This window comes from Sorangium sp. So ce176, assembly GCF_051519835.1.
GTDB classification, from domain to species: Bacteria; Myxococcota_A; Polyangia; order Polyangiales; family Polyangiaceae; genus Sorangium; species Sorangium cellulosum_G.
The window spans coordinates 5,187,180-5,204,626 of the sequence record NZ_CP150371.1; the positions used below are offsets into that span (position 1 = coordinate 5,187,180).

The following is a 17,447-nucleotide window of genomic DNA, read 5'->3' on the forward strand; positions in this document are numbered from 1 at the left end:
CGCCGACGACGCCGTCGCTCCGGACAGCCTCGACCGCCGCGAGCGATCAACCTGAGGCGGCCGCGGCGTTCGCGATCCACTCCGGCAGCGTTCGGCGGTAAGAGATCAAGAGATGTCGGCTCGCGATGGATTGCTCGAGGTCGGCGCGCTCGTGGACGGCCGGTATCAGGTGCTCGGCCACCTCGGCAGCGGCGGTCATAGCGTCGTCTACGAGGCGCGCCAGATCGTGACCACCCAGCGCGTGGCCCTCAAGCTGCTGCGGCCCGAGGCGCTGCGCCGCTCGCGCGAGACCGGCTCCCAGGAGGCGCGCTTCGAGCGGGAGATGCAGGTCATCGCCCAGCTCAACCACCCGAACATCGTGATGCTGCTCGACGCCGGGCGCCTGACCGAAGGTGAGCTCTACCTGGCGCTGGAGTACGTCGACGGCGAGACGCTGACCGCGCGCTGCCAGCGCACGAAGGGGGTCGAGCCGAACGAGGCGAAGCGGCTGATGCTGCAGGTGCTCGACGCCATCGGCTTCGCCCACGAGCGCGGCGTCGTGCACCGCGATCTCAAGCCCCACAACATCATGGTCGCCGGGTCTGGCAAGCGGACGCACGCCAAGGTGCTCGACTTCGGCATCGCGGCGCTCATCGGCGAGGCGCGCTCCGCCGACTACCGCGCGCTCACGCCCACCGGGGAGTTCAACGGGACGCCGGCCTATATGGCCCCGGAGCAGCTCGTGCAGTCCACCCCGACGGCAGCGGCGGACATCTACGCATGGGGGCTCACCTTCCTCGAGTGCCTGACCGGCGCGCCCGTCATGCACGAGGCGACCGTCGCCGAGGTCATCTTCCGCCAGCTCAGCCCCGAGCCGGTGCCGATACCCCGCGTCCTCCGCGGCCACCCTCTCGGCGCGCTGCTCGAGCAGGCGACCGCCAAGTCCCCGGCGCACCGCGTCCGCTCCGCCCGCGAGGCCTACGAGCTGCTGGAGGCGTGCGACGTGACCACGATCCCGTGGCCCCTGCCCCGCGACGCAGGCCACGCCGGCTCCGCGGGGGAGCGCGGCGGCGCGCTGGAGCAGCGGGCGATCGTGACGCGGCCGGCGCACCAGGTCGAGGCAAACCAGGAGACCCAGCTCGTGGCCTCCGAGGACTTCGGTCCGCCAGCGGTCCCGGCGCCGAAGTCTGTCGAGCAGCAGCGGCAGGACGCCCGGCTCGGCGCCGCGCCGACCCTCGCGATGGCGGGCCGCAACCTCGCGCCCTCCGAGCCGCCGAGGCCGATCCGCAACCCGTCCCTTTACCCCGGCGACCCCGACGGATCGCTGACGCCGGTGGCGCCGAGGATCACGTCGCCGTCGCGCCCGAGCGTCCTGCCCAGCACGCGCCAGGTGCCCGCCACCGGCCGCGGCGAGCGCCGCCAGCTCACCGTGCTGGTCTGCGGGCTCGCCAGCGCCGAGCGCATCGCGGACACGGTCGACAGCGAGGCGTTCCACGAGCTCGTCCAGATGTATCAGGCCGCGTGCGCCCAGGTGATCGGCGCGCAGGAGGGGGTGTTCCTCCGCTCCCCCGGCGAGGAGACGATCGCCTACTTCGGCCACCCCGTGGCGCGGGAGGACGACGCCCTCCGCGCCGTGCAGGCGGCGCTCGATCTGGTCGAGCACATGTCGCGCCTGAACGCGCGCGATCTCGTGTCGTTGCCCCTGTCCGTGCAGGTCGGCGTGCACACCGGGATCGTCGTCGTCGCGGACAGCGACGCCGTGCCGTCGCTCGCCGGCCCGACGCTGAACACCGCGACGCAGCTCAAGGCGCACGCCGAGCCGGGCACGGTGCTCGTCAGCGGCGCCACGCAGAAGCTCATCGAGGGCTACTACTACGTGGACCCGCTCGGCGAGATCAGCCCCAAGGGCGCGCGCCAGCCGCTCGAGGTCTTCGCTGTGCAAGGGCGCACGACCGCGCGGGATCGGCTGGACGCGAGGATGCAGCAGGGGCTCACCCCGCTCGTCGGGCGAGACGACGAGCTCGACCAGATAGCGTCCCGGTGGATGCGGGCCGCGGGCGGCGCCGGGCAGGTCGTGCTGATGACGGGTGAGGCCGGCATCGGCAAGTCGCGGAGCGTGCGCGCGTTCCGCGCTCGGCTGGTCGGGACGCCGCACCTGTGGCTCGAGGCACGCTGCTCGCCGCAGCTCCAGAACAGCGCGTTCTACCCGGTGATCGAGCTGCTCAACGCGCTGCTCGCGGGCGACCGCGAGCACGCGAGCACGCTGAGCGGAAGCGCGGCATCGAGCGAGCGCGGCGCGGCGCTGGAGAAGGGCGAGGACAGGCTCGCCCGGCTGGAGCAGCTCCTCGCCGAGGCGGAGGCGGGGCCGCTCGCCGTGCCGCTGCTCGCAGCGCTGCTCTCCATCCCCACCGAGGGGCGCCACGCCGCCCCGGCGCTGACGCCGCAGCGCCAGCGGCAGGAGACGATCGCCTCGCTCCTGCAGCTCTTCCTCGGGCTCGCGGATCGGCAGCCGCTCGTGCTCACGGCCGAGGACCTGCACTGGGCCGACCCGTCGACCCTGGAGCTGCTCGGCCGGCTCATCGACGAGGGGAGGCCGTCGCCGCTGCTGCTGCTCCTGACCGCGCGCCCCACGTTCACGCCGCCGTGGCCGGTGCGATCCCACTTCACGCAGATCTACCTCGCCCCGCTCAGCGCCGAGCGGATGGAGGCGCTCATCCAGCAGCTCGCGGGCGCCTACGCGACGAGCGGCGCGCCGGCGAAGCAGGCCGCGCTGCCGAAGGAGGTGATCCGTATGCTCGCCGAGCGCAGCGACGGCGTCCCGCTGTTCGCCGAGGAGCTCACGCGCATGGCCCTCGAGTCGGCCGCCGCCAGGGCGGGCGCTGGGGAGCGGGCCGGCTCGGCGAGCGCCCCGCAGGGGTGGATGGGCGCGCTGGAGATCCCGACAACGCTCCAGCACTCCTTGATGTCGCGCCTCGATCGCCTCGGCCCGGCCAAGGAGGTCGCCCAGCTCGGCGCGGTGTTCGGCCGCTCCTTCGGCTACGAGGCGCTCGAGCTGTGCGCGGGCGGCGCGGGCGCCGAGCCGCTCCTCATGGCGTCGAGCCCCGCGGCGCTGCGCGAGGCGCTCGCGCAGCTCGTCGACGCCGAGCTGCTCTTCCAGCGGGGGCGCCCGCCGCGCGCGACGTACACGTTCAAGCACGCGCTGGTGCAGGACGCTGCCTACCAGTCGCTGCTCCGCAGCACGCGGCAGGTGTACCACGCGCGCATCGCCGCCGTGCTCGCCGAGCGCTTCCCCGAGACGCCGCCCGAGCTGCTCGCGCGCCACTACAGCGAGGCCGCGATGATCGGCCCCGCCGTCGCCGCGTGGCAGCGCGCGGGAGAGGCCTCGCTCATCTCCTCCGCGCACGCCGAGGCGATCAGCCAGCTCCGCCGCGGGCTCGAGCTCCTGAAGCAGCTCCCGGACACGAAGGAGCGGGCGCGCGACGAGATCACGCTGCAGACCACGCTCGGCGTCCCGCTGATGATCACCCGCGGCTACGCGGCCCCGGAGGTCGAGGCGACGTACGCGCGCGCGCACGCGCTCTGCCAGGAGGCGGGCTCCTCACCGCAGCTCTTTCCGGCGCTGTGGGGGCTCTGGATCTTCTTCCACGTCCGCGGCGACTACGCGCTGGCGGAGCAGCACGGCGAGCAGCTCCTCGCGCTCGCCGAGGGCACGGGCGACGCCGGCATCTCCCTGGGCGCCCACCAGGCGCTCGGCGCGACGCGCTTTCTGCGGGGGCGCCTGCGCGAGGCCCGCGAGCACTTCAACAAGGTGCTCTCGATCTACGATCCGGCGCATCACCTGCCGCTCTCCTTCCTCTTCGGCCACGACGCGGCGGCGTTCTCGCTGTCGCACCTCGCCTGGATCGCGTTCCACCTCGGCGAGTCGGAGCGCGCCAAGGCGTCGGTCGACGAGGCGATCGCGCTGTGCGAGGAGTTGAACCAGCCCGTGAGCCGCGGCTTCGTCGAGCACTTCGCCGCCGTGCTGTGCTGCCTGCTCGGCGACTTCGCCGGCGCGGACGCGCACGCGCTCGTGCTCAGCAAGCTCTCCGAGGAGGTGGGCATGCCCCACTGGACGGCGCTCAGCCAGATCGACCTTGGCTGGGCGACGGCCGCGCGCGCCGCGCAGGGGCCCGCCGGCGAGGCGGCGCGCGCGCGCCACGCGGAGGGCGCCGCGCGCATCCGCGGGGGCCTGACGATGCTGATGAGCATCGGCAGCCGCGTATCGCTGACCTACTGGCGGTCGGCGCTCATCGAGGCGGAGCTCGGCGCGGGCAACGTCGACGAGGCCAGCGCGCTGCTCGCCGACACGCTGGCCTTCGTCGAGAAGAGCGACGAGCGCTACTTCGAGCCCGAGCTCTACCGGCTCCAGGGCGAGATCGCCCTCGCGCGCGGCGCGCCGACCGCCGCGGAGGCGCGAGCGCAGGCCGAGGCCGCCTTCCGCAAGGGGCGCGAGATCGCCGAGCTGCAGGGCGCGCTCGGCCTCGCGGCGTACATGTCCGAGCGCCGCAGGGCGCGCGTGAGCGCGGCGGGCGACGCGCCGGAAGAGGACCAGCGGCGCGCGTAGGTCGAGGCGTCAGCGTAGGTCGAGGCGAGTCCGGCGCGAGGCGGCGCGAGTCGCTGCGCTGGGCGCGCGGCGCTAGAGATCGCCGTGGATGGGCATCGGCACGCGCCAGGCGAGGATCTCGACGTGCTGGTCGCGGTTGAAGGGTCGTTCGAGGAGCTTCGGGCAGCACTGCCGCGAGCGGAACAGCTCGAGGATGTAGCTCATGCGGTCGCGCAGCGACGCCCAGTCCTCCGCGCCGCAGCCGGTCGTCGTGTGGTCGTGCGCGTCGTACTCGCGCAGGAGCTCGTAGAGCTCGCGATCCTCGATTGTCGCGAGCTCCGCGCAGTGGAGCGGCGACCCCGGCGGCGCGGGCAGATCGTGGCCGAGCTCGAGGAGCTCGTCCGGGAGGCGCATGGTCATCATCTCCTTCGTGGCCGCGAGGCGCCAGAGCGCCTGCACCTTGTCGAGCTTGTCCTGGACCATGGCCCGCAGCGCCTCGGGCAGGCGCCGCCCGGGCGCGCCGACCGTCTCGATCATGCAGCGGATCGGCCCGTTGAGCGCCCGCGCGATGTACGGCTGGAGCCGCACCTGCTCGTGCAGCCCGACGCGCGCGTTGGCGAGGAGGATCAGCTCGGCCTGCTTGTCCCTGTCCTCCGTCACGATCGCCGCGTGGTACTGCGCCATGGCGCTGCGGAGCAGCCCCTGCCCGCCGTCAGGCGACGGCCCCGGCTGCAGCCCCTCGAGCAGGGCTGCGAGCTGCGCCTCGCCGGGCCGCGGGCACGTCCGGTAGAGCTGGATCATGCGGGCGAACAGCGGTCCGAGCTCCTCGAACACCTTGAGGTTGCCGAGCGCGATGTCGGAGCTCAGCTCGGACAGGATCCGCTCCGGCACGTCCATCAGCCCGAGCCCGTGGCCCCACCACGGGGTGAGCGGGTCGAGGGCGCTGATGCGCGGCGAGCTCTCCCGCTCGGACTCGCCTTGTCCGCGCAGCCTGGTGAAGCTGAAGCGCGGCAGGAACGAGTCCCGCTCGTCCTCGTCCGAGACGATCAGCCGCCGGAGCACCGCCGGCACCTCCTCGTTGCGGATGAACCGCCCTGCGGTCTTCGAGGCCCACGTGGCGAAGGTGCACCAGTGGGCGTTGCGCCCGCCGAGCAGCTTCACGAGCTCCGCGGAGAGCTCGTAGTAGCATTGCGTGATGAGCAGGTTGCGCAGCACCGGCTGATCCTTCAGCTCGATCACCGCGTGCACCTGATCGAGCAGCGAAGGCAGCTCGGAGGTCCCGGAGGGCGCCTCGACGGCAGCCACCCTCTCGCCCCGCGTCGCGCGGTCCACGATGCCGCTGCGCGTCACGAGGTTCGCCGGCTTCGCGCTCTCCGCCGGCAAGGAGCGGGAGGTCCGATAGGCGGTTTCCTGGAACGGCGCGGCGTGTTCGCTCGCTGGTGCCGCAGCCATCAGCGGCTTTGCAGGAGTCGTCATTCTCCCTTGCTATCTCCAACTGATGCCAGGTGTCCATACCTGTCCATAAGTCCATGGGAAGAACCGCGGCTGGCATGTAGCGTGCGGGCACACGAATCCCCCTCGGTTTCGGCAGGGGTGCAGCGCTCGGCCAACGCAGCGCGTGGCTACGGTGTGGACGGCACGACCGGCGCTGGCGCGGGCGCCCCCGGCGGCGCGGGCGATGAGGGGGCGGCGGTCGCGAGGGCGCTCCCGCCGCCGCGCGGCCAGGTCGTGACGCTCACCCGACGGTCGCGGCCGAACGTGCGCGCGACAACGGCGCGCACGTCGGCCGGCTCGACCTCCTCGAGCGCGCGCAGCAGCCGCGGCAGGCTGCCCGGATCGAGCGCGGCGCGCAGCCGCAGATCCGTGATCGGCCGAGGGGACGCGGGCGGCGGGACGACGGCGGCGCGCCGCGCGAGCTCCTTCTCGAGGTCGATCTTCAGCAGGGCCTTCGCGAGCGACAGCTCCTTCCACGTCGGCCCGGACGTCGCGAGCGACGCGAGCTCGGCGTCGAGCCGCTGCTCCAGCTCCGCGGCGCTGCGCGACGGAGCGGGCGTGAGCTCCACCGCCGCCACGCTCGCCTGCGCGCCGAGCGACAGCCGGCCGGTCACCTCGGACGCGAGCTGCCCCTCCGTGACCAGGGCCTTCGCGAGCCGCGCGACGCGCGGGCCGGTGAGGATCTCCATCGCCACCCGGAGCGACGCCTCGTCCGCGCCCCCCTCCGCGGGCGCGATCCAGCCGTAGAGAAGCCGCGGCGCCGGCACCGCGTCCTCGAGCGCGAGCCGCTCGTCGCGCGGGTGCGGCCCGACCGGGCGCTCCGGCTCCGCGGCGACGCGCTGGAGGGCGCGCGCGAGCGCCCGCTCGACCGCCGCCCGGGAGACGTCGCCCGAGAGCGAGATCGTCGCCTGGGCCGCGTCGCGCTCGCGCCGGAGCGACTCGGTGAGCAGGAGCTCGCTCGCCGAGCCCGCATCGCCGCGCGCGCCGATCAGGGTGCCCTCGAGCGGATGGCCGGCGGGGAACAGCGCCTCGCCGAGCGCGATCCACGACCGGCCGTACGGCGCCCGCTCGAGCGCGCGCCGCGAGGGCTCGCTGGCCTGCCTCCTGAGCTCGGCCACGCGCGCCGCGCTCGCCTCGCCGAGCAGCATCCGGAGCCGCGCCGCGACCAGATCGATCCCGACCTCGAGGTCGCGCGGGGGCACCGTGATCGCGACGCGCGCCTCGCTGGCGAGCGCGGGCCCCGCGGCGCCGGCGTCGCTCGCGGACCGCGCCGGGACCGCGACAGCCGCGCTGATCGAGACGAGCGGCGCCGCCGGATCGTCCCGGAGGTCGACCGCGATGCCGCTCGGGAGGCGAAAGCGCTGCACCTGCTCGCGGCCGGCGCCCGCGAGGAGGGCGATCTGCTTCTCGATCTCGGCCTCTCGACCCTTGAGGGCGCCGCGCGCGCCCGGCCCGTCGGCGCCGTCGAACGGCGACGCCGCGACGAGGCGGCCGCTCCGGACGCCGAGCGGATCGTCCTCGGCGGCAGGGCGCCAGCCCACGCCGCCGCCGATCATCACGACCGGGAGCTTCGCCTCCAGCGCCTCCGGGTTGCCGAGGAGCGGCATCGGCGCAGGCGCCTGGCCGGGCGGGGTGAAGAGCGGGAGCCGGTTGCGGCCGAGCGACAGGGGGCGGGGCGGCAGCGACGCGCCGTCCAGCGCCAGCGCGCCGCCCGCGCCGTACGCCGACGGCGCGGCGCCCAGCGCGGCGGGCGCATTCCCCGGGGGGTCGGCCTCCTCGTCGAGCTCTTCGTGGTCGAGGTAGGCAGGGAAGAGGGCCATGGCGCGCGCGACGCGGTCGGCGGGGAGCGCGATCAGGTGGTCGACGCGGCCCGGCGGCACGCGATCGCGCAGGAGCTCGGGGTTGTGCTCGCGCAGCACGGCCGCCGAGACGCCCGCGGCGCGCGCGATGGTGCGGAGCCGCGTCCCCGGCGGCACAGCGACCTCGCCCAGGTCGAGCGGCGCGAGCGGCGCGACGTCGGGCAGGTCCAGCCCGAAGCGCGCGCGGTTCGCCGCCACGATCGCGAACGCCACGATCTGCGGCACGTAGTCCGCTGTCTCCTTCGGGATGGCGCCGGCCTGCGCGAGCTCGGCGAGCCCGATCGGCCCGCGCGCCTCGGGGTCGCGCGCCGCCGCGACCCGCGACAGCGCCCGGAGGAGGCCCTCGTGGCCGAGGTTGTACGCCGCGAGCGCGAGATCCCAGCGGCCGAAGCGCTCGTACAGGTCGCGCAGGTGCGCGGTCGCGGCGTCCGTGGCGCGCGTGAGGCTCATGCGCGCGTCGATCCACTCGGACTGCTCCAGGCCGTAGGCCTCGCCCGTCCTCGGCATGAACTGCCAGAGCCCCGCCGCGCCGGCCGGCGAGACCGCCCGCGGATCGAAGCCGCTCTCCACCGCCGCGACCCAGAGGAGATCCTCGGGCAGGCCCGCCTCGCGGAGCGATCGCTCGATGATCTCGCGGTACGCGCCGGCCCGCCGGAAGCGGCGCTGGAAGACGGCGCGGCCCTCGTCGGACTGGGCGAAGAAGCGGACGAACCGCATCGTGCGACGCGTGAGCGGGACGTCGAGATCCGGCATCGCCAGCGTGGCGAGCGCCGTCCCCTCGGGGTCCTCTAGATCCTCGTCCGTCGCGGGCTGGAACTCGCGCACGAGGAGCGCCGTCAACGCGGGCGGCGCGTCGCCGACGGGCAGAGGGCACGCGTCGACCGCGGGGGCGTCGGCGGGCGCGCGATCGAGCAGGCTGGGATCGCGGAAGGCGCGGTAGGCCGCCGAGAACGAGGCGCGCACCGAGGGCACCTGGCCGACGGCCGCGCCAGAGGCGCAGATCAGCGCGCCGAGCCCGGTCCACAGAGCGGCTCGCCGCGCCCAGCTCATCAGCGCCGATCTTGCTCCGAAACCGCCCGCCGGCGCTACGGCAAAGCGCGGACACAGCGGCCGTCATGTGCGCTGCTCGACCCGGCGCGCTTCCCTGCCCCTGCCTTCCCCGCCTTCCCCTTCCCGCCTGCTGCCCCGCCCGCCGATCGCCCTCCCGGCCCATCGCCGCGCCCCGCGCGTGACCGTCGCCCCGGCGCCTGCTCGCGGCGTGATCCCCCTCGCGCCCTTCCCCATTTCCCCGGGAGATCCGCCCCGCGCCCGCCTCGCGGCCCCGCCGGCGCTGGGCGCGCCCCGCGCGGCCAAGCACTAGCCGCCTGCGCCCGGGCGAGCTAGCAAGCGTCGGCGATGCGCTCGTCTCACGCCGCACCCCCTCCCGAGAAGAGCTCCCGGCTGGGCGAGGTGCTCGACTTCATGAAGCTGCTGTGGGCCGTCGATCACGGCCTGCAGTCGACGTCGAAGCGCATGGAAGCGAAGATGGGCGTGACGGGCCCGCAGCGGCTCGTCATCCGCATCGTCGGGCGCTACCCGGGGATCTCCGCCGGGCAGCTCGCCGAGATCATGCAGCTCCACCCGAGCACCCTCACGGGCGTGCTCAAGCGGCTGCAGGAGCGCGGCGTCATCGAGCGACGGGCCGATCCGAAGGACGGCCGCCGCGCGCTCCTGGGCCTCACCACGCGCGGGCGCGAGCTCGACAGCCTCCGCACCGGGACGGTGGAGGCCGCCGTGCGGCAGGCGCTGAAGGCGATGCCCCGGCGCAAGCTCGAGGCCGCGCAGGATGTGCTCGCGGCCGTCGCCGAGGCGCTGCAGCCGCAGCAGGACGGCGAGTAACCGCGTCGGATCGGCGCGCGCCGCGCGCGTTCCAGTCAGGGCAGCGCAGATCCGCGCGCGCCCGGAAGCCCGCGCCAGGCGCGCGCGGTACGCCAGGGCCGCGCTGCGCCGAGCGAAGGGGGCTCCGCGCCCCGGTCCGCCGCGCGATCTGCGCGAGGCGCGCAGCGCTGCCGCGACCGGCCGACCCCGCGGACATCGAACGGTGGAGCAGCGGTCGTCCCGCACGGCGACCCGTTTCCCGCCGTCCCGGTGACAGCGGGAGTCGCCGCGCGGACCTGAAAAACCCGAGGCCTTCGGCGCGGCCTCTGCCCGGCGCACGCTGCGCCGAGGCCTCTCATCACACGCAACGGGGGAACCATGAGGCACTGGATTCTTGGCGCGATCGGCGCGGCGCTCATCGCCGCCACGTGGGGCTGCGGCTCCGGCAACGGAGACGGCGGCGCAGCGACCGGCGGCGGCGGCGCAGCGGCCGGCGGCGGCGCAGCGGCCGGCGGCGGAGGGACCGGGAGCCAGGCCGCCGCCTGCACGCTCGCGGCCCAGGGCCTGGAGGTGAGCAGCGGCGACGGGGCCACGCCGTCGATCGCGTGGGCCGGGGCGGGCTTCGCCGTCGCCTGGCAGCAGCGCGGCGCAGACGAGGGCGACATCCACCTGGCCGTGCTCGACGCGGAAGGCAACAGGCTTCGGGAGGAGGTGATCGAGGGAGGACCTGGGATCTCCAGCCACCCGAGCGTCCACCGCGTGGGGCAAGGCCTGCTCATCCTCTGGCAGGACCGGGACGCCACGGGGAGCGTCGTGCGCGGACGACGGGCCACGCTGGCGGGCGTCGCCGAGGGCGCCGCCTTCGACCTGGTGAAGAGCGGCGCAGCCGAGTCGTGGCCCATCGCCGCCGCGAGCCGGGATCGGGTGCTCCTGGCGTGGATGGACGCGGGCGGATCGCAGCTCGGCGCGCTCGACAGCGGCGCGCTGGCCAGCTCGACGCCGCTGGATCAGGCGCAGTTCCCGGCCGTCGCGACCGACGGCGAGCGGACAGCGCTGGCCTGGACGCAGGGCGACACGCTCCTCTTCGCGAGGGTGGGCCAGGGGAGCGAGCCGCTCGATCCGATCGCGCACCAGGGCGTCGCCGCGAAGGTGACGCGCGTCGCGCTCGGCGGAGACGACGCGTTCCTCGCGTGGGAGGACACCCGCGACGGCGCCGAGCAGATCCGCGCGCTCCGGATCTCCGCGCAGAACGAGGCGTCCCGCGAGGTGGTCGTCTCGCGGGGCGAAGGCAGCGCGAACTGGCCGGCGCTCGCGTGGACCGGGCGCAGCCTCGCCGTCGCGTACTACCAGTTCCGCGAGCGGGCCCCGGCCGTCTTCGTGACGCTCCTGAGCCCGGATCTCACGCCCACCGGCGTCGAGCTCACGGTGAGCGGCGACGCGCCCGCGAGGTACCCGGCGCTGGCCTGGACAGGGCAGGAGCTCGGCATCGCCTACGCAGAGAAGGATCGAGGCATCCGCCTCTCGCGCGCCACTTGCCGGTAGCCGGGCGCCGCGCGCCCCTGCGCAATCCGGCCCGGCGCGCTCCCGCTCGACGCGCCCACGCGCTCGCGCTCCCGCGCCTCGCGCGCCCTCACCGCCCCGGCGGCGCAGCCCGGCCGCCCGCGGCGGCATGGCCCGTCCCGCGGCGACCGCGGCTCGAACCCTGCAATCGCCCTCGCCGTGGTCGTCCTCCCCTCTGCCCTTGCGATCCTAATCTGCACAGCCGTGCTCGGCGCCTACGCCGTGCGCGTCGCGCGCCACGGCCGACCGACGATGCCTCGGCTCGGCGCCTCTCCAGGGACCGCGCTGCTCCCAGGCCCGGTCGTCGAGGCCTTCTACTGGTCGTTCCACGCCCCCGCCCGCGCGCTCGTGCGGCTCCGCGTCTCGCCGGACGCCCTCACCTACCTCTCGCTCGCGCTGTCGCTGGCCTGCGCGCCGCTGCTCGCGACGGGCCGCTTCCGGACCGGCGCCGCGCTGCTCGTGTCGGGCGCGATCCTCGACGCGCTGGACGGCATGGTGGCGCGCGAGGGCGGCAGGGCGTCGCGCGCCGGCGCGGTGCTCGACTCGTGCCTCGACCGCCTGTCCGACGCGGCCCCGCTCATCGGCCTCGCCGTCTTCTACCGCGCGCACGCCGCCGCGCTCGCGATCCCGCTGGTCGCCATGGTCGCCTCGTCGCTCGTGAGCTACGCGCGCGCCAAGGCCGACGCCTACCATGTCGCGCTGCCGAGCGGCCTGATGCGACGGCACGAGCGCATCGCGTACGTCGTCGCGGCGCTCGTCTTCGGCCCGGCCGTCCCCACCGCGCGGCTCACCGGCGCGCTCCCCTACCCGATCACGCTCGCGTGCCTCGCCCTCGTGGCGGGCGTCGGGCTCGTCGCCGGCCTGCGGCTCGTGCAGCGGACGCGCGCCGCCCTCGCGGCGGCCGATGCGGCGGAGCTGCCCGGGGCGAGGGCGCCGGCGCGCGACGCCGGCGCGGCGCGCGACGCCGGCGCGGCGCGCGGACGCCTGCTCGGCAGCGGCAAGGCCACGAGCGCGCCGCTGTGATCCTGCTGCGGCACGCGCGCGCCCTCTGGGGCCCCCTGTGGTGGCTGCCGGCGCTGCCGTGGCTCGCCTACGTCGCGCTCCTCGCCAGGCGCGGCGCCGCGCGCTGGGACCACGTCGCGGTGGCCGCCCTCGTCGCGACGAGTGTCTACGCGAGCCAGCGCTCGCGGCGGCTCTTCCTGAACGCGCTGCCGTTCCTGCTCCTGTTCCTCGCGTACGACGGCGTGAAGCAGCTCGGCGTCGGGCTCGTCGCGCCGGGAGACGTCCTCGGCTGCGAGCTGCGCGCGGCGGAGCTCGCGCTCTTCGGCGTGGAGATCGGCGGCCGGCGGCTCACCCCGGGCGAGGTGCTCGCCCGGCTGCAGCGCCCCGCGCTCGACCTCCTCTGCGCCCTGCCCTACGGCGCCTACGTGCCCGTGATGCTGGCGCACTGGCTCCACCTCTACCGGACCGACGCGTTCGTGGCGCGCCGGTTCGCCTGGCTCGCGTTCACGACGCACCTCCTCGGCCTCATCACCTACCGCCTGCTGCCCGCCGCGCCGCCCTGGTACGTGCAGGCCCACGGGTGCGCGATCGATCCGGCCGCCCAGAGCTCCCCGGCCGCGCTGCTGCGCGTCGACGCGATGCTCGGGATCACCTACTTCCGCGACCTGTACAGCCGCGGCGCGACCGTCTACGGCGCGCTGCCGTCGCTCCACGTGACGTACCCGCTCTACGGGCTGCTCGCGACGCGCCACACGGCGAGCGCGCCGTCCCTGGCCCTCCAGCTCGCCTACGCCGCGCTCATGCTGTTCGCGGCCATCTACCTCGACCACCACTGGCTGCTCGACGCGCTGCTCGGCTACGCCTACGTCGCGCTCGCGTGGACCCTCGTGCTGCGGGCCTTGCCCGACCAGAGCGGCCCGGATCAGGCGGGCGGCGCCTTGCCGCCGCTCGCCGAGGCGTCGGGCTCCCAGAGGATCTCCGGCGTCCCGAGGAGCGCGGCCGCCCAGCGGCTCCAGACGAAGAGCGCGTCGCTCAGGCGGTTCAGGTAGCCGACCGCCAGCGCATCGGCCTGGCCCGCCTGCGCGAGGCGCACGCAGATGCGCTCGGCCCGGCGGCACACAGTCCGCGCCACGTGGAGATCCGTGTTGAGCCGCGAGCCGCCGGGGAGGACGAACGAGCGAAGCGGCGCGAGATCCGCCTGGCAGCGGTCCATCTCGGCCTCGAGGAGCTGGATCTCCGCCTGCGTCACGCGGGGCTGCTTCGGGTGGACGTCCTCCGGGAGCGTCGCGAGGATCGAGCCGAGGTTGAACAGCTCGTGCTGCACGCGCAGCAGCGTGCGCCCGAGCTCCCCCAGCCGCTCGGCGCTCCCGGCGGGCGCGCCGGGCAGGAGCTCGATCAGCGTCTGCCGCGCGGCCCCGACCAGCGCGTTGAGCTCGTCGACCGTGCCGTACGTCTCGATCCGCGCGTCGTCCTTCGGGACGAGCTGCCCGCCGACGAGCCGGGTCAGCCCGCCGTCCCCCTGCCGCGTGTAGACACGGCTGATCGTGATCTTCGGCGCGCTGAACACGCGCTCGTCCTCGGCCTCTGCCCGGAGGGCACCCGTCCCGCGCGTACCGTCGTTGCTCACGGCGACTTCACGTAAAGCGGGAGGACATCGGGGTCAAGCAACGCCGGGGAGGCGCGGCGTTGGCGAACTTCCGGATCGGATGGAACAGTCCTGTCCCTATGCCCTCGCGTTCACCGGCGCCGCTGCTCCGTCGTCCCCTCTCCATCGCCCTCGTCGTGGCCGCGCTCCCGGCCGCGGCCGGCTGCGCCGCCGAGGCCGCCGCGCGGCCCGAGCCGCGGCCCGCCGTCACCGCGGAGATGGCGCGCATCGCGCAGAGCCGGCGGCGCATCGACGACGCGAGCCGCGCGCTGTCCGACAAGCGGTACGCCGACGCCCGCGCGCTGCTCGACGGCGCGAGCGGCCTCGGCGTCGACTCGCACAGGTACGAGATCGGCGAGCTGCGCGAGAAGCTCGACCGGCGCGAGGCGAAGCTGTGGGCCACCGAGGCCGGCGAGCTGCTCGACCAGCGGGACTGCGAGGGCGCGTTCACCAGGCTGTCGGCGCGGATCGACGAGCTGAAGAGCGAGGCGTTCACCCAGGAGGTCCGGAAGCTCGTGGCGACGCAGGCCGTCGCTTGCGCGAACGGCGAGGTCGACGCGGCGACAACCGCCGGCAAATTCGCGGAGGCGCGCGCGTTCCTCGCGGCGGCCCCGACGAGGAGCGCGCTCGGCGACGCGGCCTCGGAGCGGCTCACCGCGGAGCTCGACGCCACGATCACCGAGGCGCTCTACGGGCAGGTCGAGCCGGACGTCTCGGCCGGGCGCTGGGCGGACGCCGTCGAGAAGCTCGACGCCGCCGTCAAGCGGGGGGACGCCTCGGAGGAGCAGGGGCGCGCGCTGCTCGGCCGCGTGCGCGCGGCCGCGGCGCCGCGGCTGGCGGAGCTCGCCGGCAAGGCGGTCGGCGCGCAGGGCGCGGCGGCCACGCTGAAGCAGCTCGACGCCACCATCGCGCTCCTCCGCTGGGAAGCCCCCGCGCCCGGCTCGGCCGAGCTCCCGGGGAGCAGCGCGCTGCCCGAGGCGCTCGACAGGAAGCGCGACGCCCTCGCCGCGTGGGTCGAGGCGACGCGGATCCAGATGAAGCCCATGAAGAAGCCTTCGATGCGCTGGACCCACGGCGCTGTCGCGATCGCGCCCGCCGCGAACGTCGACGGCGAGGCGAAGCAGCGCCTCGCGCCCTCGACACCCGTGTGGATCCTCGGGCAGACGAAGCAGCACGCCCTGGTGGCCGCTGTCGATCCAGGCGCGGCCGCGCTCTCGACGGCGCTCGAGTCCGCGATCGGGTGGGCGCCGCTCCCGCGCCTCGCCTCGAAGCCGACAGTCGACTGGCTGCCGCCGGACGACCAGCTCGAGGGCGAGCGCGTGTGGGGCCCGCTCCGGGAGAAGCAGCCGACGCTCGAGCTCGGCGTCGTGAGCGCGGTCCAGGGCGCCGACATCGTCGTCCGGCGGCTCGCGGACGACGCGGAGATCACGCTCTCGCGCAAGCAGCTCCGCAGCGGGCGCCTCTCTCCGGGCACCCGGGTGCTCGCCCTCTGCAAGTCCGAGAACGACCCGGCGACGATCGTCGACGCCGTGCCGCCCGCCGGCCGGGTGGCGCGCATCCAGTGCGAAGGGGGGGCGCAGAAGGAGGAGCCGCTCGCCTCGCTCCGGTCAAGGCCCGACCTCCTGCCCCCCGGCCGCTAGCGCAGACGGCCGGAAATCCGCGATCCTCCGTCCGTCGTTGACTCGTAGCGCCGCGCACCTAAGTCTCCCAGTCTCTTGAGGAGCCACGATGCCTACGACCTATAGCGACCTCATCTCCGACGTCCGCAAGTCCATCCGCGAGCTCTCGCTGAGCGAGCTCAAGCGCCGCCTCGACGACAAGGTCCCGGTGGTGCTCCTGGATGTGCGCGAGAAAGAGGAGTACCGCGCCGGGTACATCCCGGGCGCGATCTCGATCCCCAGGGGCTTCCTGGAGATGCAAGTGGAGCAGAAGCTGCCGGACAAGTCGGCGCACATCGTGGCCTATTGCGCCGGCGGCACGCGCTCGGCGCTCGCCGCGAAGACGCTCCAGGAGCTCGGCTACACCAACGTCGAGAGCGCCAACCCGGGCTTCGTCCGCTGGAAGGACCTGAACTACCCGGTCGAGCTGCCCCCGAGCCTCACGGAGGCGCAGCGGGATCGGTACTCCCGCCACCTGCTCCTGCCCGAGGTCGGCGAGGTCGGCCAGGCGAAGCTGCTCTCCGCCAAGGTCCTCCTCCTCGGCGCCGGCGGCCTCGGCAGCCCGGCGGCCCTGTACCTCGCCGCCGCCGGCGTGGGGACGCTCGGCCTCGTCGACGCCGACGTGGTCGACAACTCGAACCTCCAGCGGCAGGTCCTCCACGCGACCTCGCGCGTGGGCATGCCCAAGGTCGACAGCGCCGAGGTGGCGATCCGCGACCTGAACCCCGACGTGAAGGTCGTGAAGTTCCAGGAGCGCGTCGACAGCTCCAACGTCGACCGCATCTTCGACCAGTTCGACATCATCGTCGACGGGTGCGACAACTTCCCCACGCGCTACCTCGTGAACGACGCGTCGGTCTTCAAGAAGAAGCCCGTCGTCCACGGCTCGATCTTCCGCTTCGAGGGCCAGGTGACGACGTTCATGCCGGGCGTCGGCCCCTGCTACCGGTGCCTCTACCCGGAGCCGCCGCCGCCGCACCTCGCGCCGAGCTGCCAGGAGGCGGGCGTGCTCGGGATCCTCCCCGGGCTCGTCGGCATGATCCAGGCGACCGAGGCGGTGAAGCTGATCCTCGGCAAGGGGTCGCCCCTCATCGGCCGGCTCCTCACCTACGACTCGCTGCGCATGAAGTTCGGCGAGCTCAAGCTGCGCCGCGACAAGAGCTGCCCGGCCTGCGGCGAGTCGCCGACAATCACCAGCTACATCGACTACGAAGGCTTCTGCACCCTCGGCTGACGGCCGCCGCGCGCGCCGCCCCGCGCGGGCGGGGCGGCGCGCGCTGCGCGCGTCACGAGGGGTACTGGAGCACCGTGCTCTTCTCGGGCCGCTCGATCCGCTCCACGCGGCTCGTCACGATCTGCCGCTCCAGCCCGTCCGCGTCGGCCTGGGTGAAGTAGATCGGGGCGCCGACGCGCGCGTGCTGCGGCTCCGGGATCACGACGCCGTTCGGGTTGATCCGGACCGCGCCCTGGAGCTTCAGGTGCAGCGCGAGGTGGGCGGGCCTGAACTTGCGCGCTGCCCTGTCGCGGACGGCGACGCAGATCTCGTCGCGGACGTGATACTCCGTGTTGCGGGTGATGAAGACCCGGTGCCTGCGGCGCTCGTTACCCGTGTAGCTCATGGTCGCTCGTCGCTCCTTCGCGCCCCTCGGCGCGGCGCGCATCGTGCCCTCGCGCTGGTGCGCATCGCGCCCTTCTGCGCGGCGGGCATCGTGGCAAGGCGCGCCGCGCGGGGCCAAGTTCGCGGCGCCCGCGCGCGCGGCCCTGCGTCCCGCACAGAAGCGGGTGCCGCCGCAACTTTGTGCGGATCTCCG

At 74.6% G+C, this 17,447-nt stretch carries 10 protein-coding genes and 1 pseudogene; 7 read left to right on the forward strand and 4 right to left on the reverse strand.

The annotated features are described in order from the left end of the window. The first annotated feature begins 112 nt into the window (after positions 1–112). Positions 113–4,582: a protein kinase domain-containing protein gene (locus tag WMF42_RS19400; protein WP_437693448.1), complete on the forward strand. Its 4,470-nt coding sequence runs from the start codon at positions 113–115 to the stop codon at positions 4,580–4,582. Positions 4,583–4,654: 72 nt separating this feature from the next. Here WMF42_RS19400 and WMF42_RS19405 read toward each other — a convergent pair whose 3' ends face one another. Together WMF42_RS19405 and WMF42_RS19410 are read right to left on the reverse strand one after the other, a co-directional pair. Further along, a complete protein-coding gene (locus WMF42_RS19405; RefSeq protein WP_437693449.1) occupies positions 4,655–6,037 on the reverse strand; it encodes a hypothetical protein in 1,383 nt (460 codons plus the stop codon). A gap of 146 nt (positions 6,038–6,183) precedes the next feature. Next, positions 6,184–8,964: a transglycosylase SLT domain-containing protein gene (locus WMF42_RS19410; protein WP_437693450.1), complete on the reverse strand. Its 2,781-nt coding sequence runs from the start codon at positions 8,962–8,964 to the stop codon at positions 6,184–6,186. Positions 8,965–9,309: 345 nt separating this feature from the next. On the opposite strand from WMF42_RS19410, the gene WMF42_RS19415 reads away from it, so the two are divergent. The 4 genes and pseudogenes from WMF42_RS19415 to WMF42_RS19430 all read left to right on the forward strand — a co-directional run. Then, positions 9,310–9,792, forward strand: a complete 483-nt coding sequence (locus tag WMF42_RS19415; RefSeq protein ID WP_437693451.1) for a MarR family winged helix-turn-helix transcriptional regulator — start codon at positions 9,310–9,312, stop codon at positions 9,790–9,792. A 357-nt stretch (positions 9,793–10,149) separates the two neighbouring features. Further along, entirely contained in the window at positions 10,150–11,313 is a 1,164-nt protein-coding gene (locus WMF42_RS19420; protein ID WP_437693452.1) for a hypothetical protein, read from the forward strand. A 222-nt stretch (positions 11,314–11,535) separates the two neighbouring features. Then, positions 11,536–12,354: a CDP-alcohol phosphatidyltransferase family protein gene (locus tag WMF42_RS19425; RefSeq protein ID WP_437693453.1), complete on the forward strand. Its 819-nt coding sequence runs from the start codon at positions 11,536–11,538 to the stop codon at positions 12,352–12,354. 341 nt (positions 12,355–12,695) lie between these two features. Beyond that, positions 12,696–13,205, forward strand: a pseudogene (locus WMF42_RS19430) (phosphatase PAP2 family protein); the annotation flags it as partial. A 50-nt stretch (positions 13,206–13,255) separates the two neighbouring features. On the opposite strand, the gene WMF42_RS19435 reads toward WMF42_RS19430, so the two are convergent. Beyond that, positions 13,256–13,960 (reverse strand): cob(I)yrinic acid a,c-diamide adenosyltransferase, encoded by a 705-nt coding sequence (locus WMF42_RS19435; RefSeq protein ID WP_437693454.1) that lies wholly within the window; start codon positions 13,958–13,960, stop codon positions 13,256–13,258. 98 nt (positions 13,961–14,058) lie between these two features. On the opposite strand from WMF42_RS19435, the gene WMF42_RS19440 reads away from it, so the two are divergent. Then, entirely contained in the window at positions 14,059–15,618 is a 1,560-nt protein-coding gene (locus WMF42_RS19440; protein ID WP_437693455.1) for a hypothetical protein, read from the forward strand. An 88-nt stretch (positions 15,619–15,706) separates the two neighbouring features. Then, positions 15,707–16,870, forward strand: coding sequence for a molybdopterin-synthase adenylyltransferase MoeB (moeB, locus tag WMF42_RS19445; protein WP_061609637.1), 1,164 nt, complete (start codon positions 15,707–15,709; stop codon positions 16,868–16,870). Between the two features lie 52 nt (positions 16,871–16,922). Here moeB and WMF42_RS19450 read toward each other — a convergent pair whose 3' ends face one another. Beyond that, on the reverse strand, positions 16,923–17,255 hold the full coding sequence (locus tag WMF42_RS19450; protein WP_061616854.1) for a hypothetical protein: 333 nt from the start codon (positions 17,253–17,255) through the stop codon (positions 16,923–16,925). Positions 17,256–17,447: the final 192 nt, after the last annotated feature.